The following is a 19,980-nucleotide window of genomic DNA, read 5'->3' as shown; positions in this document are numbered from 1 at the left end:
GGCGGGCTCAGAAGCCGACCGCGACCTCCAGCCACTGCGGGTCGGCGTGCGAGACGAACGAGGACTGGCCCGCCACGTCGTCGTACGGGAAGCCGTAGGCAAGGCCGTTGATGGCGTGGTCGTGCCAGAACTTTGCGTAGTAGTTCGCGGGGCCCGCCTTGTAGTACTGGCTCGGGTCGGACTGCTGGTCCGCGGGGAGCTGGGCCACATGGCGGTTGAGCGCGGCGCACATGTCCGGGTCGCCCGCGAGCGAGCCCGCGCAGCCGGTGATGTTGGACGTGGACTCGTTCACGCCGAAGGACTGGGCGTAACTGGTGAAGTAGTCCGCGTACTTGCCGCCCGCCTGGAAGTCGGGCGAGCTGCCGGGCGCCGGGATGCGGTACGGGGCCTGGACGTCGGCGAGCCCCTGGAACTCGGTCGGCACCTCGCTCTTGAACTGCTGGAACAGGGCGTCCCTGCTCTGCTGGAAGACGTCGTAGCTGTCGCCGACCTGGACGTCGTAGCCGTCGCTCGCGTGCAGCCGCATCGCAAGCGGCAGCGCCCACGCGTCCACGCGGGTGGTGTTGCCGTTGAACGCGCCGTCGCCGACGGTGAATTCGATGAAGTCCTGGTACTGACTGTCGGGCGAGCCGAGGTAGAAGTACATCCGCCCGGCCGAGTTGGCCGGCATGTCGATGTACGGCTGCTCCGCGATCGAGTGCTCCTCGTCGCCGAACTTCCAGTAGACCTGGTCGTCGGGGTAGGCACCGTTCGTACGGTTGAGGACCTTGACCGTGAGCACGTTCTGCGCGGGCGGGATGGAGCTGGTGTCGCCCCAGAAGGAGTCGGGCGGGGTCTCGCCCGCGGGCGCGGCGGCCGCGGCGGAGCCGAGCGGCGCGTCGGCCGCGAGCGCCGCGGACGGCGACGCGGTGGCGGCGGCGCCGAAGAGGGCGAGCGCCACGCCGAGGGCGGCGGTCAGCCGCGCGGCGGTGCGGCGCGGCCTGCGCACGGAGGGGGATGTGGGGGGCATGCATTCCTCCCTGGCTGCGAAGGTACGAAGCGGACACGGCGGCCGTCCAGCCAGATGACGGCCTCGTCCGACCCGGCACGAGCACGAGCGGCCCGCGGCGGGGGCGCCGATGGGGCGGCGGCCGAGCCGAGAGAGCGCTCTCAGAGAGCCTTTCCCTATCGCATGTCCTTGTCAAGAGACGAGAGTTGGGAGAGCACGCGCGGGCGCCGGTGCGGCATCCGCGCCCGGGCCCCCGCGGCGCTCACGCCGAGGGCCCCGACGCGCGGCGCGGGTCGAAGACCTCACGGAATTGCGGGAACCGCTCCGCCCTCGGATCCAACAGGTCCAGCAGGGCCACCAGTTGGTACTGGACCTCCGTGAGGCGCGCGACGGCGGGCCCGGTGTCGGCGGCCAGCGCGTCGACATCGTCGAGCAGCCGCCCGAACCAGCCGCGGAACTCCTCGTCCCGGTCGAGCCGGGCGCAGAACTCGGCGAACCCCAGGCACCTGCGCCGCGGCGGCTCCCCGTCGGGGTGGACCATCAGCTCCCCCACCGCGCGCTGTTCCGCGCGGAAGAGGCGCAGCTCGTTGCCGTGCGGGCCGATGCGACTGAGGGCGTGGCCGACCGTGGAGATCTGCGCCATGACGCTGCGGTTGGTCGCCGAGCTGCCGAGGTCGAGGAACTGCACGTCACGCCGGAGTATCTCGACCCAGCCCAGGTACTCGGCGAGCACGAAGACCGTGCTGCGGCGCGCGTACTCGGCCTCCTGCGGGGTGCCCCCGAGGAGGAACGCCGTGAGATAGCCGGCGTGCCCGCCCGGGGCGCGGTCGACCGCGTACCCGCGCAGGATGTTGAAGACCCGCGTCTGGAGGTCGTACGCGGCCCACGCGAGCGAGGCCCCGTAAGCGTCCATGAGGCTGCGCTGCTCCATGGTGCGCAGCCGCTGCTGCTGCCAGTACCCGAGCACCGCGGTGACGGCGGCGCCCGCGAGCGCGACCCCGGCGGACACCCACGACACCACGTCCACGGCCGTTCCCCCTCGGCACCTGCGGTCGACAAAACGGCCCCCGAGCTGCGTGGTGCAGTTCGGGGGCCGTCATTCGCGCGTGGCGGCGCCAGGATTCGAACCTGGGTAGGCTAAGCCGACGGATTTACAGTCCGCTCCCATTGGCCACTCGGGCACACCGCCATGGGTTGCGCCGCGTCCGGGGCTCACCTGGGTGGCCTCCGTTGCGACGTCGTAAACGATACCTGATCCCCGAGGGTGCTCCGCCACCGGTATTGATCCGCCGGCTGCCCTGGCCGGGTGGCTAGGCTTGCCCGGAGCGGCCGGCCGTGCCCGGCCGCTGCCGGGCAGGTGGGAACACCCCCGCCGGTATCCCCCACCGACATCAAGGAGCCACAAGGACATGGCCGACTCCAGTTTCGACATCGTCTCGAAGGTCGAGCGGCAGGAGATCGACAACGCCCTCAACCAGGCGGCGAAGGAGATCTCGCAGCGCTACGACTTCAAGAACGTCGGCGCATCGATCAGCTGGTCCGGCGAGAAGATCCTCATGGAGGCCAACTCCGAGGAGCGCGTCAAGGCCATCCTCGACGTCTTCCAGTCCAAGCTGATCAAGCGGGGCATCTCGCTGAAGGCGCTGGACGCGGGCGAGCCGCAGCTCTCCGGCAAGGAGTACAAGATCTTCGCCTCCATCGAGGAGGGCATCTCCCAGGACAACGCCAAGAAGGTGGCGAAGATCATCCGCGACGAGGGCCCCAAGGGCATCAAGGCGCAGGTGCAGGGCGACGAGCTGCGGGTCAGCTCCAAGAGCAGGGACGACCTCCAGGCCGTCATCGCGCTGCTGAAGGGCAAGGACTTCGACTTCGCCCTCCAGTTCGTCAACTACCGCTGACGCAACCCGCACCGCACGGGGCCGCACCGGACGGGCGGCCCCGGGAGCCCCGGCCGGCGGGCCGGCTCGGTCAGCGGGCGCGGAGGCCTGCGTCCGAGCCCGGACGGCAGGCGCGGAGGCCCGTGTCCGAAAGCCGCCGGATTTGGGGGGTGGGGGTGGGCCAGACTCGGGGGCCTGAGGAAGGAGTCGGGCATGGACGTGAGCTCGGGTACGGAGACCGGTGCACTGCGGTACGCGGTGGTGAGGAGCCCGCTGGGGGAGCTGCTGCTCGTAGGGCGCGCGAGGGCGGGGGTGCCGGGTGGCACGGCGCTGGTCTCGCTCTCGCTGCCGGGGCAGAAGGGCGGGGCGCGGGTCGAGGACGGCTGGATGCGGGACGACGCCGCCTTCGCGGAGATCGGACGGCAGCTCGGCGCCTACTTCGCGGGCGAGCTGACCGGCTTCGACATCGCGTACGCGGAGGCGGCGGGCGCCACGGAGTTCAGGCGCAGGGTCTGGCGGGCCGTCGACGCCATCCCGTACGGGACGACCGCGACGTACGGGCAGATCGCGGCGCAGGTCGGGGCGAGCGGCGCGGGGGTGCGCGCGGTCGGGTCGGCCATCGGGCGCAATCCGCTGCTGGTCGTGCGGCCCTGCCACCGGGTCATCGGCTCGGACGGCGCCCTGCGGGGCTACGCGGGCGGCCTTGAGGGCAAGCGCCGCCTGCTCGGTATCGAAGGCGCGCTGCCGGCATGAACTGCCGCGCGGGCGACGGCGGTTCGGGGGAGCTCTTTCCCCGGCCGCGCACGGTGGTGGCGCCGGGCGCCGTGCATGTGCCGGGGTGGCTCGGGCCCGAGCGGCAGCGCGAGCTGGTGGCGGCGTGCCGCGCCTGGGCCGCGGGGCCCGTGCCCATGCGGCACACCCGGCTGCCGCGCGGCGGGGTGATGTCCGTGCAGACCATGTGCGTGGGCCGCCACTCTGAAGAGTGGTGTACCGAAAACTTTCCGCACAGCACAGAGCCCCGGTCGTCACTGCGACGGCCAGGGCTCAGCGCTTGTGTGCTCAGTCCTCGTCGGGCTCAGGGATGACGAACCCGCGCACGGGGCCGTCGGCGGGGTGCCGCTCGGCGTTCGCCTGACTCAGCGTCTCGATCACTTCCTCATAGCGAGGATTGTTCCACTCCATGGCCCTGTTCCCTTCTTCGGTGTCGAGCAGCCTACTCGGGCGCCATGCCCTTGGGCTTCGGCTTGGGCGTGATGATGATCGGCGTGCAGTTCGGGCCGTTCGGCGTGTGCCACGTCAGGGCCCCCACCGTGATCGTGCTCTGATCCGGCCCGCGCCACAGCTCCACGTCGACCGGATAGCCGGCGGACGCCATCGTGAGCATCGTCCGCGTGGTCAGGTCCGGGTCGTACTCCGACCCGTCGGGCCGCTCCGGGACGTGGTGTACGAACCCGTTGCACAGACGCTCGCACAGCTCCGCGTAAAGCTGCGTGTGCAGCACAAGGGCATGCCAGCCCTCGTCGACGACAGGTGACGGGGCGATGGACGCGCCCGGGTGCGCTGCCGCCGTGGCGACGAACGCGAGCGCCTGAGCGGTGATGCGTCCGGCGATGTCCTCCGTCATGCCGGGGTTGGCGTCCAGCACGGTGGCGCGGACGTCGGCGAACTGCTCGGGTTCGAGCAGCGCGCGGGGGTCTTTCACGATCATCGGTGCACTGGTGGTCATTGGTGGTGCCTCCCGTTCCGATGGGTGATGTGTGGTGCTTGAACGGGCGGGGCTTTGGTGCCGACCTCTGCCCCGCCCGCCCCCTTCCCGCGCTCCGGTCCGTCACGGCCGACGCGCGGGGGCTCAGGTGGGGACGGGGGCAACGCAATCCCCCGTCCCCGGGCCCGCACATCCCCGGGGGGTGGTAGGTGTGCGGGAGTCTGTGTCAGTAGCGGCGGACGACGCCGCGCTTCTCGTCCTCCGTGCGCAGAAGCGCGTACGTAAGGTGCCAGCGCCTCCGGGGCTCCGCCGAGGAGGCATTCCCGACCGCCGAAGCAACTGGGGCAGCGCTCCAGGTGCGCGCGCCAGTGCTTGAACGCGGTTGCTTCCAGGCGCTCTGTGGTCGTCTCGCAGCGCTGGTAGTAGCCAGCCACTAGGCCGTCCTGCCAGACGAAGCGGACACCAATCCCGCTCGCGCGCTCGATACCGCACCGCAGGGCGTCAGCGATGGGATTCTCTCCGTTGTCGACGTGTACTCCCGTCGACCGGAGCAACTGCCGCACCATGGCGGATCGCGCGCTCACCGCGTGCTCCCGACGCGGGCCGCTCGCGGGTGCGGGTGGCGGCGGATCTCTTCTGCCAGGTCCAAGGCGTGCTGCCGGCTGTAGGCGGGGCCAGACCTGTCGACGGCCTCTCGCCACTGGCCGAGACAGGCCGCACAGACGTCGCAGCCGGGGGCCGGGGTCGGCTCGGGCAGAGCGCCGTCGGTTCGGACGACGAGTCTGCCGTCAGAGCCGTCCCGCTCCATGAGGGCCGACAGGCGCCGGCGGGCCACGCTGCTCATGACAGCAACCTCCCTAACGCCGCCTCCACGTGGAGCAGCAGGGGGCGGGTGACGGGGGTAAACACGTCGGGCACGGCACACTCAGGCTCTGTCGGGGCGGCGCGCAGCCACCCGGTCAGGTCGTCCCCGACGTCGCCCGACAGCGCTGTTGGTACAGCGGGTGAACCTGTGGTTAACCTCTGCATGTCGACGCTCCTTGTCAGCGTTGGCCACGCCCCGGGGCCGTTCGCGCGGTCGCCGGGGTTCCGTGCACCGTTACGCTTCCGCCCCCGGCAGGCCGTTGCTACCGCGTTCCAGGGCCGTTAGGCACGTAGCGCCGCTACCATCAAAAACGTGCCAAACGTCCTAGGGGGTTCAGGTGAACGAAGCACTGCGCCGGGCAATGGCTAAAGCGCACTTGACAGACAGGGAACTCGCGGAGCGCTGCGGGGTCGACGCCAAGACAGTTGGGCGTTGGATCACTCAGACCGGCCGCGTCCCCCACGCCCGGCATCGCTGGGCCGTGGCTGAAGCAGTTGGGGAGGACGAAGGGTTGTTGTGGCCGACGGCAGCAAAGACAGCAATCAAGGTCGGGCCGGATCGGGAGATAGCCGAAGTCTTCCCGTACCGATCCGCCGTCCCTGCCTCCCTCTGGCGCACCCTGATTACCCGCGCTGAGCGCGAGCTGACGTTCGCCGGATACACGAATTACTTCCTGTGGCTCGAACAAGCACGCTTCGGAACTGCGCTGCGTCGGAAGGCGGAACGGGGTTGCAAGGTGCGCTTCCTCGTCGGCGAGCCCGACAGCGAGTTGACCCAATCGCGAGAGCGAGACGAGAACGTTCCGCTGACCCTGTCGACGCGGATTCGCGTCACGCTCGCAGAGGTCGAGAAGCTGAAGGGGTCCGTCGACGCACGATTCTCCGACGGGCACGCATACCTGAGCGTGTTCCGGTTCGATGACGACATGATCGTGACGCCGCTTCTGACGCATAGCGTCGGCCACGACGCCCCGACTCTGCACCTCCGGCGCCATCAGAACGACGGTATTTTCGACCGCTTCGCGTCGCACATTGAAGAATTGTGGACCCGCGGCCGACCCGTCTGGAGGGAGTCCGATGGGACGACGTGACTACGAAGATGACCCGGACGCGCCGGCGGCTAACAGCCTCGTCCCCGCGGCGTCTGCCGTTGTCGTTGATAGCCAACAGCGGTTGCTACTTCAGCGGCGCAGTGACAACGGCATGTGGGCATTGCCCGGGGGTGCAATGGAGATCGGGGAGACACTTCCTGACTGCGCCATCCGCGAGACCCGTGAAGAGACTGGAATTGACGTCGAGATCGTTGGCCTTGTTGGCACCTACACGAACCCTCGTCATGTCTTCTCGTACGACGACGGGGAGGTGCGACAAGAGTTCTCCGTCTGCTTCCTCGCGCGGCCCGTCGGCGGGCGCATGGCGGTGTCCAGTGAATCCACTGATGTCCAGTGGTTCGCGCCAGCCGACGTTGCCGACCTGCCCATGGTTCCGAGCATTCGCAAGCGAGTGACGGACTATCTGTCGGGCAGGTACCCCGTATTCACCTGACGTCAGCCGAACAGCGCCCTAACGCGACGTCGGTACGCCTCTCCGTGCCACTTGGAGCAGAAGTGGCGCACGCGGCCCGTGCCAGGCGTCTGCGGTACGTCGACGCCGCACAGGGGGCAGGTAACGGGGCGGGTCTTGACAGGGGCGGTGTAGTCCACGGTGTCCTTTACAAGTGCCTATGCTGGCACTGGCGACCGTACCGCTACTCGCGCATGGCGGGCGACGTGAACGGCGCGCGGGTCGTGGACTTCCCCGGCTGGCTCGCCGACCTGGGGCGGGAGGCCGTCGCCGCCGCGTACGAGGGCGTGCAGGGCGCGGAGTCGTACCTGCCGGAGGCGTACGCGCCGGACACCGCGCTGGTGAACTTCTACGAGGGCGCGGCGAAGATGGGCATGCACCAGGACAAGGACGAGAAGTCCCGGGCCCCCGTGGTGTCGTTGAGCATCGGCGACCGGTGCGTCTTCCGCTTCGGGAACGCCGAGAACCGGGGGCGGCCCTACACGGACGTGGAGCTCGGCTCGGGCGACCTGTTCGTCTTCGGCGGGCCCGCCCGCCTCGCGTACCACGCCGTGCCGAAGGTGTACCCGGGCACGGCGGACCCGGGGACCGGGATGCGCGGCGGGCGGCTGAACCTCACGCTCCGGGAGACCGGCCTCGACGGCCTCGACGGCTGATTCCGCGCCGCGTGCTGCCCGGGCCCCGGGTCGCGCGCCCGTCGGCGCGGGGTCAGCGGCGGTCGCGTGAGTTGCCGAATATCAGGCGGTAGGCGATGAGCAGCACCAGCGCGCCGCCGATCGCGGCCAGCCAGGTCGGGCCGTCGAAGAATTTCTTGCTGATGGGGTGGTCGAGCCACTTGGCGGAGATCCAGCCGCCGAGGAACGCCCCGAGGATGCCGGTCAGCGTCGTGCCGATCAGGCCGCCCGGGTCCCTGCCCGGGAGCAGGATCTTCGCGATCGCGCCGGCGATCAGGCCGAGGACGATCCAGCCGATGATGCCCATGCAGTGCCACCCGTTTCTTTCCGTGTGTGCCAGGCACGCCGCCTGCGCCGTGCCTCTTCCCCGCCTGCCCGCTTCTCAGTCGCCCGCCGCGGTGTTTCGCCGCTGCGGTCTGCCGCCACGGGTCGTCGCCGCCGCGGGTGTTGCCGCCGCGTGCTGTTGACGCTGGTGGAGACGCGAAGCGGGCGCCGCGCGGTTGCGCGGCGCCGGTGAACCTCTCGTGACCATCATGGCCGGGGGCACTGACAATCCCTCCGCCGGGTGGCCACGGCGGAGGGGGCGGGGGCGGGCGTCGGCCCCGCCCGTGGTCACCAGCGGGTCTGGGCGAACGCCTGGTCCGTGGGGACGATCTCCTTGCCGAGCGGCATCAGCGACAGCGGGATCAGCTTGAAGTTGGCGAGCGCCAGCGGGATGCCGATGATCGTCACGAACAGCGCGATGCCCGTGAAGACATGGCCGAGCGCGAGCCACCAGCCGGCGAGGATCACCCACAGGACGTTGCCGACGAAGGAGCCCGCGCCCGCGGTCGGCCGGTCCACCGCCGTGCGGCCGAAGGGCCACAGCGCGTACGCGCCGATCCGGAACGCGGCCACGCCGAACGGGATGCCGATGACCGTGATGCACAGGAGCACCCCGGCGGCGAGGTAGCCGAGGTACATCCAGAAGCCGCACAGGACGAGCCAGATGATGTTGAGGATGGTCTTCATGGGCGGCGACCTGCCATCTGTTCGAGCCGGGCGATGCGTTCGGCCATCGGGGGGTGGGTCGAGAACAGCTTGGAGACGCCCTCCCCCGGGCGGAACGGGTTGGCGATCATCATGTGGCTCGCCGTTTCGAGGCGCGGCTCCGGGGGCAGCGGGAGCTGCCTGGTGCCGGCGTCGAGCTTGCGCAACGCGCTCGCCAGCGCCTCGGGGTCGCCGGTGAGCTGGGCGCCCGAGGCGTCCGCCTGATACTCGCGGGAGCGGCTGACGGCGAGCTGGATGACCGTCGCCGCGAGCGGCCCGAGCAGCATGATCAGCAGGAAGCCCGCGATGCCTGGGCCCTCGTCGTCGTCCGACCTGCCGATCGGGATCAGCCAGGCGAAGTTGACCAGGAACATCACCACGGAGGCGAGCGCCCCCGCGACGGACGAGATCAGGATGTCGCGGTTGTAGACATGGCTCAGCTCGTGCCCCAGCACGCCGCGCACCTCGCGCTCGGTGAGGATCTGGAGGATGCCCTCCGTGCAGCACACCGCGGCGTTGCGCGGATTGCGCCCGGTCGCGAACGCGTTGGGCGCCTGGGTCGGCGAGATGTACAGCCTGGGCATCGGCTGGCGGGCCGCCGTCGACAGCTCGCGGACGATCCGGTAGAGCTCGGGGGCCTCGAACTCGCTGACGGGGCGCGCGCGCATGGCGCGCAGCGCCAGCTTGTCGCTGTTCCAGTACGCGTACGCGTTGGTGCCGAGCGCCACGAGGACAGCGACGATCAGGCCCGTACGGCCGAAGAAGCTGCCGATGCCGATGATGAGTGCGGACAGTCCTGCGAGGAGTAGGGCGGTCCTCAGCCCGTTGTGCCGGCGGTGCACGGTAGGCCCTCCAAGTCGTGCGGCAGGGGAACCCTTCGCTTGCTGCTGCTCCACTTCACTACAAGTGGACCCTTCCGTACTGGTCAACGCCAGGCGAGGGGATCCGGTTCCCGGCCGCGCGGGCCGGGTGGCCCGGGTCAGAAGAGGTGCATGTCGGTGAACCTCAGGACGAGCTGCGGTGCGCCCGAGAGGGCGACGCCCGCGACGGCGGCGAGGGCCACCGCGGTCACCACGGGCCCCGGCGCGCGCGGGACCGCGGGCCGTGCGGGGGCCGCGGCGAGTGCGGGGGCCTGCTCCGTGGCGGAGGCCGCCGCAGCGTCCGGCTCGGGGGCCGCTTCCGGCCCGGGGGCCGCTTCCGGCCCGGCGCGGAACAGGAGCGCCGTCCAGCGCAGGTAGTAGTAGAGCGCGCAGGCGACATTGGCGCCCATCACGGTCGCGAGCCAGCCGAGCCCCGCGTCGACGGCCGACGAGAAGACCGTGACCTTGGCGAAGAGGCCGATCACGCCGGGCGGCAGCCCTGCCAGGCAGAGCAGGAAGAAGGCGAGCGCGAGCGCCGCCGCCGGGCGGCGCGCGTAGAGGCCGCGGTAGTCGGCGATCCGGTTGAGCGGGCTCGTACGGGCCACCAGCGCGGCCACCCCGAAGGCGCCGAGGTTCACGGCCGCATACATCAGGGCGTACGCGACGGTCGAGCCGACGGCCCGCTGCCCGGCGTACCCTGCGGCGGCGATCGGTACCAGCAGGTAGCCGGCCTGGGCGACGGACGACCAGGCCAGCAGGCGTACGGCGCCGCGCGCGCGGTCCTGCGCCTGGCGCAGCGCGGCGGCGTTGCCCACGGACATGGTGAGGGCGGCGAGCACCGCGAGCGCGGGCGCCCACAGGTGCGCGTACGGCGGGAAGGCGACGACCGCGACGAGGATCAGGCCGGAGAAGCCGACGGCCTTGCTGACGACGGAGAGGTAGGCGGCGATCGGCAGCGGCGCGCCGACGTAGGTGTCGGGCACCCAGAAGTGGAACGGCGCAGCCGCCGTCTTGAAGGCGAAGCCGACGAGGGTGAGCAGCACACCGGTCTTCGCGAGGACCTGCAGCTGCCCGGGGACGTGCGGGAGCGCGTCGGCGACGGCGGTGAGGTGGAGCGTGCCGGTCGCCGCGTACACGAAGCTCACGCCCAGCAGCATCACGGCGGTCGCGGTGACGGAGGAGAGGAAGAACTTGAGCGCGGCCTCCGCGGACAGCCGGTCGCCGCGCCGGATGCCGACGAGGGCGAAGGCGGGCAGCGAGGCGACTTCGAGGGCGACGACGAGCGTCGCGAGGTCGCGGGAGGCGGGCAGCAGGGCGGCACCGGAGGCGGACGCGAGCAGCAGGAACCAGTACTCGCCCGGCAGGCCGTCCTGCCCGGGGTCGTGCGGGGCCCTGCCCGGCATGGAGAGCAGCGCCGTGAGGAGCGCGCCGCCGAGGACGAGCAGCTGGACGACGAGGGTGAAGTGGTCGGCGGTGTAGCTGCACACCCGGCCCTGGCCCGCGCCGCCCGCGAGGCAGAACGTGCTGCGGTCGCCCGCGCGCAGCGGCAGCAGCGAGAGCAGCGCGAGCGCGAGCCCCGCCACCGAGACCGCGCCGAGCAGCGGCGCCCGCCGCTCCCCCAGGAAGAGGTCGGCGACGAGGACGGCGAGCGCGGCGGCCGCGGTGATCGCGGGCGGCGCGACGGCGAGCCAGTCGACGGACTGGACGAGGTGTCCCGCGGTCATGACGCGCCTTTCGCGAGGAGCCGGTGGACGGCCGGGTCGGACAGGCCGAGCAGTACGGCGGGCCACAGCCCGGCGAGCACGGTCAGGGCGACGAGCGGGCTCCAGGCGGCGAGCTCGTACCCACGCGCGTCGGGCAGCTGCGGCACCGGCGCGCCGACCGCGCCGCCCGGCGCGCCCTCCGCGTGCCGGGCGCCCATGCAGACCCGCCGTACGACGGACAGCAGGTACGCGGCGGTCAGCAGCGTGCCGAACGCGGCGAGCGACATGAAGACGAGGAACGCGGGGCGGCTGAGCCCCGCCGCGGGCCTGAACGCGCCGAACATGGTGAGCATCTCGCCCCAGAACCCGGCGAGGCCCGGCAGCCCGAGCGAGGCCACGGCGGCGAAGGCGAGCAGGCCGCCGAGGCGGGGCGCGCGGCCGTAGAGCGCGGCGCCCGTGGCCCCGGCGAGGGTGTCGAGGTCGGCGGTGCCGTAGCGGTCCTTCACGGCGCCGACCAGGAAGAACAGCAGGCCGGTGATGAGGCCGTGGGCGATGTTCGCGAACAGCGCGCCGTTGACGCCCGTGGGGGTCATGGAGGCGATGCCGAGGAGCACGAAGCCCATGTGGCCGACGGACGAGTAGGCGATGAGGCGTTTCAGGTCGCCGCCCGCGCCCTGCCGTACGAGGGCGAGACAGGCGAGCGAGCCGTAGACGACGCCGACCGCGCCGAACGCGGCCAGGCAGGGCGCGAAGGTGTGCATGCCGTGCGGCGCGACCGGCAGGACGATCCGCACGAAGCCGTACGTGCCCATCTTGAGCAGCACGCCCGCGAGGAGCACGGAGCCGACGGTGGGGGCCGCGGTGTGGGCGTCGGGCAGCCAGCTGTGCAGCGGCCACATCGGGGTCTTCACCGCGAGGCCGAGCCCGATCGCCAGAACGGCGATGACCTGCGTGGACGTGCTGAGGCCCCGGCCGTTGTCCGTGGCGAGTGCCACCATGTCGAACGTGCCTGCCCGCAGTCCGATCAGCAGCAGGCCGAGCAGCATGACGACCGAGCCGAGGACGGTGTAGAGGACGAACTTCCAGGCGGCCGCCTGCCGGCCCCCAGGCACGCCCTCGTCGCCGCCCCAGCGGGCGATCAGGAAGTACATGGGGATGAGCACGGTCTCGAAGGCGAGGAAGAAGAGGATCAGGTCGAGGACGGCGAAGGTCGCGAGGGTACCGGACTCCAGGAGCAGGAGGAGGGCGACGAAGCCCTTCGCGCCGGGGCCCTTCGGGGGCCTGAAGTAGCTGTAGAGGGCGCAGAGGAAGGTCAGCAGGGCGGTCAGCACCAGAAGGGGGAGGGAGATGCCGTCGATGCCGAGGTGGATGCGGACGTTCATCGCCGCGATCCAGCTGATGTCCGTCGTGGCCTGCATGGTCGACGCGTGGTGCCGGTCGAAGCCGAGGGCGAGGGCGAGCGCGGCGGCCAGCACGGCGCCGGTGACGATGACGCCGTGGCGCAGCACGGCCTTCTCGGGTCCTGGGCCGCGCAGCCCGGGGGGCGCGGGCAGGAGCGCGGCGCCCGCGCCGACGAGGGGCCCCGCCACGACGACGGCGAGCAGGATCTTCATCACGGATTCGTTGATATCGAGCACGGCTCACGCTCCCGCTGCGACGAGTACGGCGGCGATCGCCAGCACGACGGAGCCCGCGATCAGCGCGCTCAGGTAGGACTGCACGTTGCCCGTCTGCGTCCTGCGCACGGCGGCCCCGAGCCTGCGCGGCGCGCCGCCCGCGCCCCGTACGTACGTGTCGACGACCTCGCGGTCGAGGAAGCGGACGAGCACGGCGCCCGCCCTGACGGTCCGCACGAGGGCCAAGTCGTAGAGCGCGTCGAGGTGGAAGCCCGCGGCGGCGTGCCGGTGCAGCGGGCCGAGCAGCAGCCGGCCGGGGTCGGCGGGGTCGGGGGCGTCGGCGATGTCGCCGTAGGCGAGGGGGTGGGCGGCGATCGCCTCGGCCTCGGAGAGCGCGGGCTCCGCCTCGGGGTGGGCGGCTACGGCGCCGAGCGGGGTCGCCGCGGTGCGGGGGGCGGTGCGGCGCCAGGCGGCGTAGAGGGCGCCCGCGCCGACGAGGGCGACACCGGTGGCGAGGACGGAGGTGTTCAGGGCCGGGGTGAGCCGCTGCCCGTCGAACCAGCCGCCGAGGTGCCAGGCGAGGACGCCGAAGCCGACGGTCGGCACGGCGAGGACCCACAGGACGGCGTTCATCACGGCGGGTCCCGGGCCGTGGTCGGGGGCGGGCGCGCCCCGGCCGCGGAAGGCGAGCAGCCAGAGCCTCGCGGCGTAGGCGCCGGTCAGCAGGGCGGTGGCGAGCCCGGCGAGCAGGACGGTCCAGCCGATCGCGGTGGACGCGGCGGGGTCGATCGCCGGGGCAGCGGCCACACCGTGGCCCGTTGCGGTGGAGGCGGGCGCCGAGCCGCCGAGCGCGGCGTTCTCCGCGGCGCCGAGTACCGACTCCTTGGAGAAGAAGCCCGCGAAGGGGGGGATGGCGGCGAGCGCGAGGAGGCCGAGCGTCATGGTCCAGAAGGCGTCGGGGATGCGGCGGGCGAGGCCGCCCGTGCGGGACATGGCGGCGAGCGAGTTGGTGCCCGCCGCGTGGATGACGACGCCCGCGCCGAGGAAGAGGAGCGCCTTGAAGGCGGCGTGCGACAGGAGGTGGAAGACGGCGGCGTCCCGGTCGCCGAGTGCGAGGGCGCCGGACATGTAGCCGAGCTGGCCGACCGTCGAGTACGCGAGGACGCGCTTGATGTCGTCCTGGGCGAGCGCGGCGAGCGCCGAGCCGGTCATCGTGACGGCGGCGACGACGGCGAGCACGACGAGCGCCGCGGTGGACGCCGCGAAGACGGGGAGGAGCCGGGCGACGAGGTAGACGCCGGCGGCCACCATGGTCGCCGCGTGGATCAGCGCGGAGACGGGCGTGGGGCCCGCCATCGCGTCGGGCAGCCAGGTGTGCAGGGGGAACTGGGCGGACTTGCCCGCGACCCCGGCGAGGAGGAGCAGCGCCACCAGGGTGGGGTGGTGCAGGCCGCCGTGGGCCGCCGTGTCGAGGATCCGGGTGACGCGGAAGCTGCCCGCGTCGTCGGCGAGGAGGAAGAGGCCGATGAGGAAGGGGACGTCGCCGAGCTTCGTGACGAGGAACGCCTTGACCGAAGCGGCCCGCGCCTCGGGCGTCTCCCAGTAGTGGCCGACGAGGAAGTACGAGCAGACGCCCATCACCTCCCAGCCGACCAGCAGCAGCATCAGGTCGCCCGCGTAGACGACGAGGAGCATCGCCGAGGTGAAGAGGGAGACGAGCGCGGCGTAGGAGGGGTAGCGCGGGTCGTCGCGCAGATAGCCGGTCGAGTAGAGCTGCACGCAGGTCGCGACAACGCCGACCAGGACGGCGACGAGGGCGGCGAAGCCGTCGATGTGCAGGGCCAGGTCGACGGGCACGGAGCCGGTGGGCGTGAGCCGGGTGGCCGCGTCGAGCGGCCGTACCCCCGCGCCTGCGCCGCCGCCCATGCGCGCGGCGACGACGACGGCGAGCACGGCGGCGAGCAGCGTCGGCAGCACGGCGAGGGGCCGGGCGAAGCCGGGCGCCGACCTGCCGGTGAGGAGGCCGAGCGCGGCGCCGAGGAACGGGAGGAGGGGGACGAGTACGGCCAGGGTCGTGGTGCTCACGCGGGGGCCTCGGCATTCGTCGCCGCGGGTCCGGCGGGGTCGACTGGGGCGTCAGGGTGCGCGGGCGCCGTGCCGCCTGCGGGCGCGGGGCGGCCGGTGCCGTCCGGGTCGTGGTCCATCGCGGGCTCCGAGGTGTCGCGGAGCCGGTCGACGTCGGCGGTGCCGCGGGCCCGGTACACCATCAGCACGATGGCGAGGCCGATGCCGATCTCCGCGGCGGCGACGGCGATGACGAAGAGGGTGAGCGCCTGGCCCGCGTGGAGGGTGTCGCGCAGCCAGGCGTCGAAGGCGACGAGGTTGAGGTTGACGGCGTTGAGCATCAGCTCGACGGACATCAGGACGAGGATCGCGTTGCGCCGGGCGAGTACGCCGTACACGCCGGTGCAGAACAGGAGGACCGCGAGGACGGCCGGATAGACGAGATGCATCAGCGCCGCCGCTCCCCCGTGGCAGGCCCGGAGGCGGGCCTGCCCTGTGCGCGGCCGCGCGCGGCGCCGGGTGCGCCGCCGTCACGCGGCGCCGCGGGGGCCGCCGTGGTGGTGGCCGGGCCCGCCGGGTCCTGGGCTGCGCGCCTGCGGGAGAGGACGATCGCGCCGACCAGGGCGGCGAGCAGCAGCACGGAGAGCGCCTCGAAGGGCAGGACCCAGTGCCGGAAGAGGGCCTGGCCCGTCACCTCGGTGGAGCCGCCTGCGGCGCCGAGGTCGATCCAGGTGGCGCGGAAGGCGTCGGTGACGACCCAGACCAGGGTGGCCGCGGCGGCCACGGCGACGACCAGGGCGCCGACGCGGTTGCCCGAGTCGGCGTCGGGCGAGCGGCCGATGGGCGCCTTGGTGAGCATCAGGCCGAAGAGGAGGAGGACGACGACGGACCCGAGGTAGATCAGGACCTGCACCCAGGCGATGAACTCGGCGGTGAGGAGGAGGTACTCGACGGCGAGCCCGCCGAGCGCGACCACCAGCCAGAGCGCGGCGTGCACGAGCCGGCGGGTGGTGACGGTCACCAGGGCGGCGCCGAGAGTCACGGCGCCCACGAGCAGGAACACCACCTCGACCCCGGTCGGGGAGAGGAAGCCGTGGGCCGCGCGCGACCCGGCGGCGAGCGCGGCGGGGGCCGCGGTGGCGAGCGGGTTCACGCGCCGTCCCCCTCACCGCGCGGGGCGTCGCCCGGGGGCGGGGCGTCGCCCGGGGGCGGAGTGCGACCGGGGGCCTGGGCGTCGCCCGGGGGCGGGGTGTCGTCGGCGCGGGCCGCGGCCTCCTGCTGGGCGAGGCGGTCGGCGGCCTTGCGCGCCGCGGCGAGCTCCTTGGGCTCCTCGCCGTGCGGGTCGAGCGCGGGCGGTTCCGGCACGGTCCACATCCACTCGCGGAGCTTGTCGCGCTCGTGGGTCAGCTCGCGGATGTCGGTCTCCGCGTACTCGAACTCCGGCGACCAGAACAGCGCGTCGAAGGGGCACACCTCGATACAGATGCCGCAGTACATGCACAGGGCGAAGTCGATCGCGAAGCGGTCGAGGACGTTCCTGCTGCGCTCGCGGCCGCCGGGCGCCGCGGGCGGCACGGTCTCCTTGTGGGAGTCGATGTAGATGCACCAGTCGGGGCACTCGCGCGCGCAGAGCATGCACACGGTGCAGTTCTCCTCGAAGAGGCCGATGACGCCCCGGCTGCGGGGCGGCAGTTCGGGCAGCGCCTCGGGGTACTGCTCGGTGACCGTCCTGCGGGTCATCGTGCGGAGGGTGACGGCGAGGCCCTTGGCGAGCCCGCTGCCGGGGATCGGGGACATCAGCTGATCACGACCTTGACGACGCCGGTGAGGGCGATCTGGGCGAGGGCGAGCGGGATGAGGAGGGTCCAGGCCAGCTTCTGGAGCTGGTCCTCGCGCAGCCGCGGGTAGCTGACGCGCAGCCAGATCACGACGAACGCGAGCACGGCGGTCTTCAGCAGGGTCCACACCCAGCCGAGCCCGTCGCCGCCGAACGGGCCGTGCCAGCCGCCGAGGAAGAGGACGGCGGTGAGTCCGGAGAGCACCACGATGCCCGCGTACTCGGCGAGCAGGAACAGCGCGAAGCGCAGCCCCGTGTACTCGGTGTACGCGCCGAAGATGATCTCCGAGTCGGCGACGGGCATGTCGAAAGGCGGGCGCTGGAGCTCGGCGAGCCCCGACACGAAGAAGACGAACCCGCCGACGATCTGCCAGGGCACCCACCACCAGTGGAAGGCGTCGAGCACGCCCGTCAGCGAGACCGTGCCCGCCGCCATCGCCACGGAGGCGGCGGCGAGCAGCATCGGCACCTCGTAGGCGAGGAGTTGCGCGGCGGTGCGCAAGCCGCCGAGCAGGGAGAACTTGTTGGCCGACGCCCAGCCGGCCATCAGCGAGCCGAGCACGCCGACGCCCATGACGGCGAGGACGAAGAAGAGTCCGGCGTCGACCGCCTGCCCCACGGCGTTCGCGCCGGGTCCGACGGGGATCACCAGCAGGACGAGGAGGTACGGCAGCAGCGCGACGGCGGGCGCGAGCTGGAAGACCCGCCGGTCGGCGGCGGCCGGTACGACGTCCTCCTTCTGCGCGAACTTCACGCCGTCCGCGACGAGTTGGGCCCAGCCGTGGAAGCCACCCGCGTGCATGGGGCCGAGGCGGCCCTGCATGTGGGCCATGACCTTGTGCTCGGCCTGGCCGACGAGGAGCGGCAGCACGAGGAAGGCCACGAAGACGGCGACGAGCCGCAGCACGATGTCGAGCACGTCGCTCACCCGGACTCACCGCCCCGGCCGTCGCGCCCGCCGTCGGGGCCCTCGCCCCGGCCGCCGCGCGGCTCCCGGCCCTCGTCGGTGTCCTGAGCGTCCTGCCCGTCACCTGCGTCGCGCGGCTCCCGACCACCGCGCTCGCCCGCGTCCGTCTCACCGCTCGCCTCAGGGGCATGGCGATGCCAGGGGGCGTCGCCCCCGGCGCGCTGCGAAGCGGAACCGCCCGAGGCGGAACGCCCCCGCCGCGGAGCGCCCGGCCCCCCGGGCGCCTCGCCGCCCGCCCGGGTCGACGCGTCCGCCCCGGCCGGAGCACCCGGCGCGGTCGACCCGTCCGGCCCGGTCTCAGCACCCGACCCGGCCGGAGGCTCCGGCGCAGTTGGCCCGTCCGCCCCGGGCGGTGAGCCCGCCCCGGGCGGGGTGTCCGGCTCCGGGGCCGGAGTCTGGGATGCGGAGCCCTCGGATGCGCTGCGGGTCCTGCGCGGGCGGCGCGGGGCGTCGGGCCCTGCGGCCTCCGCACCCGCGGCAGCGCCCGCGGCGGCCCGGCCCGCGCGGGCGGCTCGCGCCGGGCGGGGCGGCTCCGGCGGGGCCTCGCCCTTGTGGGGGCCCCACTCGTTGGGGTCGGGGACGCCGGGCGGCAGCATCGGGCGGCGGCGCGACGAGCCCGACTCGCCGGGGTCCTTCGCGCCGGGCCACGCCTTCACGACCCGCGCGGCCAGCACGAAGTCCTTGCGCAGCGGGTGGCCCTCGAAGCTCTCCGGCAGCAGCAGCGGCGTGAGCCCCGGGTGGCCGGTGAAGGCGATGCCGAACATCTCGTGCGTCTCCCGCTCGTGCCAGGCGGCGCCCGCGTACACGCCGATCGCGGTGGGCAGCTCCGCCGCGTCGTGCGGCACCGCCGTGCGCACCAGCAGCGCCCGTACGGTGCGGTCGGCGACGGAGAAGACGCGCGCCGAGACGCGGAAGCCGTCCGCCGCCTCGTCCACGGCGCTCAGCCAGTCGAAGTAGCCGCAGCCCAGCACGGACCGCGCGGTGGTGAGCGCGTCGAGCCAGCGCTCCGCCGGCACGTCGACCGTGAGCAGCCCGTACGAGAGCTCGGCGGCCGCGCCCTCGCCGAAGGTGTCGGCGACGGCGTAAGGGAGCGCGTCGTACGCCTCGGTCATCGCGGGTCCTTCGCGCCGGGCGGCGGGACGAGGCCGCTGCGCAGCTGCGCGGCCGAGGGCTCGGGCGCGCGCCCGTAGCGCGCGGAGAGCGACTCCGCGGCGATCTTCTCCTGAAGCTTGAGGATGCCCTGGAGCAGCGCCTCGGGGCGGGGCGGGCAGCCCGGCACGTACACGTCGACGGGGATGATCTGGTCGACGCCCTTCGTCACGGCGTACGAGTCCCAGTAGGGGCCGCCGCAGTTGGAGCAGGCGCCGAAGGAGATGACGTACTTGGGCTCGGGCATCTGCTCGTAGAGGCGTTTGACCGCGGGGGCCATCTTGTCGGTGACGGTGCCGGAGACGACCATCAGGTCCGCCTGGCGGGGTCCTGGCGCGAACGGGATCACGCCGAGCCTGATGAAGTCGTGCCGCGCCATCGACGCGGCGATGAACTCGATGGCGCAGCAGGCGAGTCCGAAGTTGAACACCCAGAGGCTGTAGCGGCGGCCCCAGTTGAGCACGACCTTCATCGGCTCGGGGGCGAGCCGGGAGAGCACGCCGAGGCGCCGGGGCTCGGGCAGCGGCTGCGGCGCGCGGACGACGGCGGCGCCGGGTGCCTGAGAGGCGGCCGAGGCGGCGGGGGTCGGGGTCACGTCCATGCGAGGACGCCCTTCTTCCATGCGTAGAGCAGTCCCACGGCCAGGAAGCCGAGGAAGACGAACATTTCGACCAGGGTCGTCGCGCCGTAGCCGGGTGCGGCGAACACGGTCGCCCACGGGAAGAGGAAGACGGAGTCGACGGCGAAGATCACGTAGAGGAACGCGTACACGTAGTACCGCACCTGGGTGTGCGCCCAGCCCTCGCCGACCGGGTCGACGCCGCACTCGTAGGTCAGCAGCTTCTCCGGAGTGGGCACGACGGGCCGCAGCAGCCGCCCCGCGCCGAAGGCGACCGCGACGAACAGCACGCCGATCACGGCGAGCAGCCCCACCACCGTGTAGCCGCGGAAGTAGCCCGCAGCGAGAACGACCGGTTCCGGCACGTCCGCTCCTCGCTCCCTCACCTGCTGTAGCCGTCGGCCCGGCCTGCCGCCGCGCGCTCCGGCCACATACCGTCTGTACGGAGCCGAAGTCTAGGCCCTG

At 72.6% G+C, this 19,980-nt stretch carries 22 protein-coding genes, 1 tRNA gene and 1 pseudogene; 6 read left to right on the top strand and 18 right to left on the bottom strand.

Annotated elements, in window-relative coordinates; translation table 11 throughout:
- Positions 1-7: 7 nt before the first annotated feature.
- The 3 genes from AB0910_RS19450 to AB0910_RS19440 form a co-directional block, all read right to left on the bottom strand.
- Complete coding sequence (locus tag AB0910_RS19450; protein ID WP_366745852.1) at positions 8-1,009, bottom strand: glycoside hydrolase family 64 protein; 1,002 nt, start codon at positions 1,007-1,009, stop codon at positions 8-10.
- A gap of 241 nt (positions 1,010-1,250) precedes the next feature.
- Positions 1,251-2,015, bottom strand: a complete 765-nt coding sequence (locus AB0910_RS19445; RefSeq protein ID WP_366745851.1) for a hypothetical protein — start codon at positions 2,013-2,015, stop codon at positions 1,251-1,253.
- A gap of 80 nt (positions 2,016-2,095) precedes the next feature.
- Positions 2,096-2,177: transfer RNA gene (locus AB0910_RS19440), tRNA-Tyr, on the bottom strand.
- 220 nt (positions 2,178-2,397) lie between these two features.
- Between AB0910_RS19440 and AB0910_RS19435 the strand changes: the two genes are divergently transcribed.
- From AB0910_RS19435 to AB0910_RS19425, 3 genes and pseudogenes are all read left to right on the top strand, one after another.
- Positions 2,398-2,886, top strand: coding sequence for a YajQ family cyclic di-GMP-binding protein (locus AB0910_RS19435; protein ID WP_366745850.1), 489 nt, complete (start codon positions 2,398-2,400; stop codon positions 2,884-2,886).
- A 192-nt stretch (positions 2,887-3,078) separates the two neighbouring features.
- Positions 3,079-3,618, top strand: a complete 540-nt coding sequence (locus tag AB0910_RS19430) for a methylated-DNA--[protein]-cysteine S-methyltransferase (RefSeq protein WP_366745849.1) — start codon at positions 3,079-3,081, stop codon at positions 3,616-3,618.
- A pseudogene (locus AB0910_RS19425) lies at positions 3,615-3,839 on the top strand (alpha-ketoglutarate-dependent dioxygenase AlkB); the annotation flags it as partial. The gene AB0910_RS19430 and the pseudogene AB0910_RS19425, both read left to right, overlap by 4 nt.
- Before the next feature lie 85 nt (positions 3,840-3,924).
- On the opposite strand, the gene AB0910_RS19420 reads toward AB0910_RS19425, so the two are convergent.
- On the bottom strand, positions 3,925-4,047 hold the full coding sequence (locus tag AB0910_RS19420) for a hypothetical protein (RefSeq protein ID WP_366745848.1): 123 nt from the start codon (positions 4,045-4,047) through the stop codon (positions 3,925-3,927).
- A gap of 31 nt (positions 4,048-4,078) precedes the next feature.
- On the bottom strand, positions 4,079-4,591 hold the full coding sequence (locus AB0910_RS19415) for a hypothetical protein (protein WP_366745847.1): 513 nt from the start codon (positions 4,589-4,591) through the stop codon (positions 4,079-4,081).
- Positions 4,592-5,772: 1,181 nt separating this feature from the next.
- Between AB0910_RS19415 and AB0910_RS19410 the strand changes: the two genes are divergently transcribed.
- The 3 genes from AB0910_RS19410 (at position 5,773) to AB0910_RS19400 (ending at position 7,653) form a co-directional block, all read left to right on the top strand.
- Positions 5,773-6,525, top strand: coding sequence for a DUF5919 domain-containing protein (locus AB0910_RS19410; protein ID WP_366745846.1), 753 nt, complete (start codon positions 5,773-5,775; stop codon positions 6,523-6,525).
- Positions 6,512-6,979, top strand: a complete 468-nt coding sequence (locus AB0910_RS19405) for an NUDIX domain-containing protein (protein WP_366745845.1) — start codon at positions 6,512-6,514, stop codon at positions 6,977-6,979. Before AB0910_RS19410 ends, AB0910_RS19405 begins: the two co-directional genes overlap by 14 nt.
- Positions 6,980-7,068: 89 nt before the next feature.
- Positions 7,069-7,653, top strand: a complete 585-nt coding sequence (locus AB0910_RS19400) for an alpha-ketoglutarate-dependent dioxygenase AlkB (protein WP_366745911.1) — start codon at positions 7,069-7,071, stop codon at positions 7,651-7,653.
- A gap of 52 nt (positions 7,654-7,705) precedes the next feature.
- Here the strand turns inward: AB0910_RS19400 and AB0910_RS19395 are convergent, their stop codons facing one another.
- The 13 genes from AB0910_RS19395 to AB0910_RS19335 all read right to left on the bottom strand — a co-directional run bounded on the left by AB0910_RS19395 (position 7,706) and on the right by AB0910_RS19335 (position 19,880).
- Positions 7,706-7,978: a GlsB/YeaQ/YmgE family stress response membrane protein gene (locus tag AB0910_RS19395; RefSeq protein ID WP_366745844.1), complete on the bottom strand. Its 273-nt coding sequence runs from the start codon at positions 7,976-7,978 to the stop codon at positions 7,706-7,708.
- 305 nt (positions 7,979-8,283) lie between these two features.
- The gene (locus tag AB0910_RS19390; RefSeq protein ID WP_366745843.1) at positions 8,284-8,682 is read right to left on the bottom strand and encodes a YccF domain-containing protein; all 399 of its coding nucleotides are present in this window, start codon (positions 8,680-8,682) and stop codon (positions 8,284-8,286) included.
- Positions 8,679-9,542 carry a zinc metalloprotease HtpX gene (gene htpX / locus AB0910_RS19385; RefSeq protein WP_366745842.1) on the bottom strand — a complete coding sequence of 288 codons (864 nt, stop codon included), beginning with the start codon at positions 9,540-9,542 and terminating at the stop codon, positions 8,679-8,681. Before htpX ends, AB0910_RS19390 begins: the two co-directional genes overlap by 4 nt.
- 137 nt (positions 9,543-9,679) lie before the next feature.
- Positions 9,680-11,284, bottom strand: coding sequence for an NADH-quinone oxidoreductase subunit N (locus AB0910_RS19380; RefSeq protein ID WP_366745841.1), 1,605 nt, complete (start codon positions 11,282-11,284; stop codon positions 9,680-9,682).
- Entirely contained in the window at positions 11,281-12,876 is a 1,596-nt protein-coding gene (locus AB0910_RS19375) for an NADH-quinone oxidoreductase subunit M (protein WP_366745910.1), read from the bottom strand. The genes AB0910_RS19380 and AB0910_RS19375 overlap by 4 nt, the downstream gene beginning before the upstream one ends.
- Before the next feature lie 27 nt (positions 12,877-12,903).
- The gene (locus AB0910_RS19370) at positions 12,904-14,964 is read right to left on the bottom strand and encodes an NADH-quinone oxidoreductase subunit L (protein WP_366745840.1); all 2,061 of its coding nucleotides are present in this window, start codon (positions 14,962-14,964) and stop codon (positions 12,904-12,906) included.
- Positions 14,961-15,392, bottom strand: a complete 432-nt coding sequence (gene nuoK, locus AB0910_RS19365) for an NADH-quinone oxidoreductase subunit NuoK (protein ID WP_366745839.1) — start codon at positions 15,390-15,392, stop codon at positions 14,961-14,963. Before nuoK ends, AB0910_RS19370 begins: the two co-directional genes overlap by 4 nt.
- Positions 15,392-16,096 (bottom strand): NADH-quinone oxidoreductase subunit J, encoded by a 705-nt coding sequence (locus AB0910_RS19360; protein WP_366745838.1) that lies wholly within the window; start codon positions 16,094-16,096, stop codon positions 15,392-15,394. The genes nuoK and AB0910_RS19360 overlap by 1 nt, the downstream gene beginning before the upstream one ends.
- Entirely contained in the window at positions 16,093-16,740 is a 648-nt protein-coding gene (locus AB0910_RS19355; protein WP_366745837.1) for a 4Fe-4S binding protein, read from the bottom strand. The genes AB0910_RS19360 and AB0910_RS19355 overlap by 4 nt, the downstream gene beginning before the upstream one ends.
- Positions 16,740-17,708 carry a complex I subunit 1 family protein gene (locus tag AB0910_RS19350; RefSeq protein WP_366745836.1) on the bottom strand — a complete coding sequence of 323 codons (969 nt, stop codon included), beginning with the start codon at positions 17,706-17,708 and terminating at the stop codon, positions 16,740-16,742. The genes AB0910_RS19355 and AB0910_RS19350 overlap by 1 nt, the downstream gene beginning before the upstream one ends.
- Positions 17,705-18,859 (bottom strand): NADH-quinone oxidoreductase subunit C, encoded by a 1,155-nt coding sequence (locus AB0910_RS19345; protein WP_366745835.1) that lies wholly within the window; start codon positions 18,857-18,859, stop codon positions 17,705-17,707. Before AB0910_RS19345 ends, AB0910_RS19350 begins: the two co-directional genes overlap by 4 nt.
- Positions 18,856-19,497: an NADH-quinone oxidoreductase subunit B family protein gene (locus tag AB0910_RS19340; RefSeq protein ID WP_366745834.1), complete on the bottom strand. Its 642-nt coding sequence runs from the start codon at positions 19,495-19,497 to the stop codon at positions 18,856-18,858. The genes AB0910_RS19345 and AB0910_RS19340 overlap by 4 nt, the downstream gene beginning before the upstream one ends.
- Positions 19,488-19,880 carry an NADH-quinone oxidoreductase subunit A gene (locus tag AB0910_RS19335; protein WP_366745833.1) on the bottom strand — a complete coding sequence of 131 codons (393 nt, stop codon included), beginning with the start codon at positions 19,878-19,880 and terminating at the stop codon, positions 19,488-19,490. The genes AB0910_RS19340 and AB0910_RS19335 overlap by 10 nt, the downstream gene beginning before the upstream one ends.
- Between the last annotated feature and the right edge of the window lie 100 nt (positions 19,881-19,980).

The organism is Streptomyces sp. NPDC047002, from assembly GCF_040704505.1.
In the GTDB taxonomy this organism is placed as follows: Bacteria; Actinomycetota; Actinomycetes; order Streptomycetales; family Streptomycetaceae; genus Streptomyces.
The sequence above is the reverse complement of the archived record's forward strand: the minus strand, read 5'-3'. Positions and strand labels throughout refer to the sequence as shown.

Bases quoted from the DNA above. Each gene is read 5' to 3' on its own strand.
- AB0910_RS19340 (WP_366745834.1), bottom strand. From the start codon at position 19,497: ATGGACGTGACCCCGACCCCCGCCGCCTCGGCCGCCTCTCAGGCACCC.
- AB0910_RS19430 (WP_366745849.1), top strand. From the start codon at position 3,079: ATGGACGTGAGCTCGGGTACGGAGACCGGTGCACTGCGGTACGCGGTG.
- AB0910_RS19355 (WP_366745837.1), bottom strand. From the start codon at position 16,740: ATGTCCCCGATCCCCGGCAGCGGGCTCGCCAAGGGCCTCGCCGTCACC.
- AB0910_RS19390 (WP_366745843.1), bottom strand. From the start codon at position 8,682: ATGAAGACCATCCTCAACATCATCTGGCTCGTCCTGTGCGGCTTCTGG.
- AB0910_RS19415 (WP_366745847.1), bottom strand. From the start codon at position 4,591: ATGACCACCAGTGCACCGATGATCGTGAAAGACCCCCGCGCGCTGCTC.
- AB0910_RS19435 (WP_366745850.1), top strand. From the start codon at position 2,398: ATGGCCGACTCCAGTTTCGACATCGTCTCGAAGGTCGAGCGGCAGGAG.
- AB0910_RS19375 (WP_366745910.1), bottom strand. From the start codon at position 12,876: ATGAAGATCCTGCTCGCCGTCGTCGTGGCGGGGCCCCTCGTCGGCGCG.
- AB0910_RS19420 (WP_366745848.1), bottom strand. From the start codon at position 4,047: ATGGAGTGGAACAATCCTCGCTATGAGGAAGTGATCGAGACGCTGAGT.
- AB0910_RS19405 (WP_366745845.1), top strand. From the start codon at position 6,512: ATGGGACGACGTGACTACGAAGATGACCCGGACGCGCCGGCGGCTAAC.
- AB0910_RS19450 (WP_366745852.1), bottom strand. From the start codon at position 1,009: ATGCCCCCCACATCCCCCTCCGTGCGCAGGCCGCGCCGCACCGCCGCG.
- nuoK (WP_366745839.1), bottom strand. From the start codon at position 15,392: ATGCATCTCGTCTATCCGGCCGTCCTCGCGGTCCTCCTGTTCTGCACC.
- AB0910_RS19395 (WP_366745844.1), bottom strand. From the start codon at position 7,978: ATGGGCATCATCGGCTGGATCGTCCTCGGCCTGATCGCCGGCGCGATC.
- AB0910_RS19380 (WP_366745841.1), bottom strand. From the start codon at position 11,284: ATGACCGCGGGACACCTCGTCCAGTCCGTCGACTGGCTCGCCGTCGCG.
- AB0910_RS19345 (WP_366745835.1), bottom strand. From the start codon at position 18,859: ATGACCGAGGCGTACGACGCGCTCCCTTACGCCGTCGCCGACACCTTC.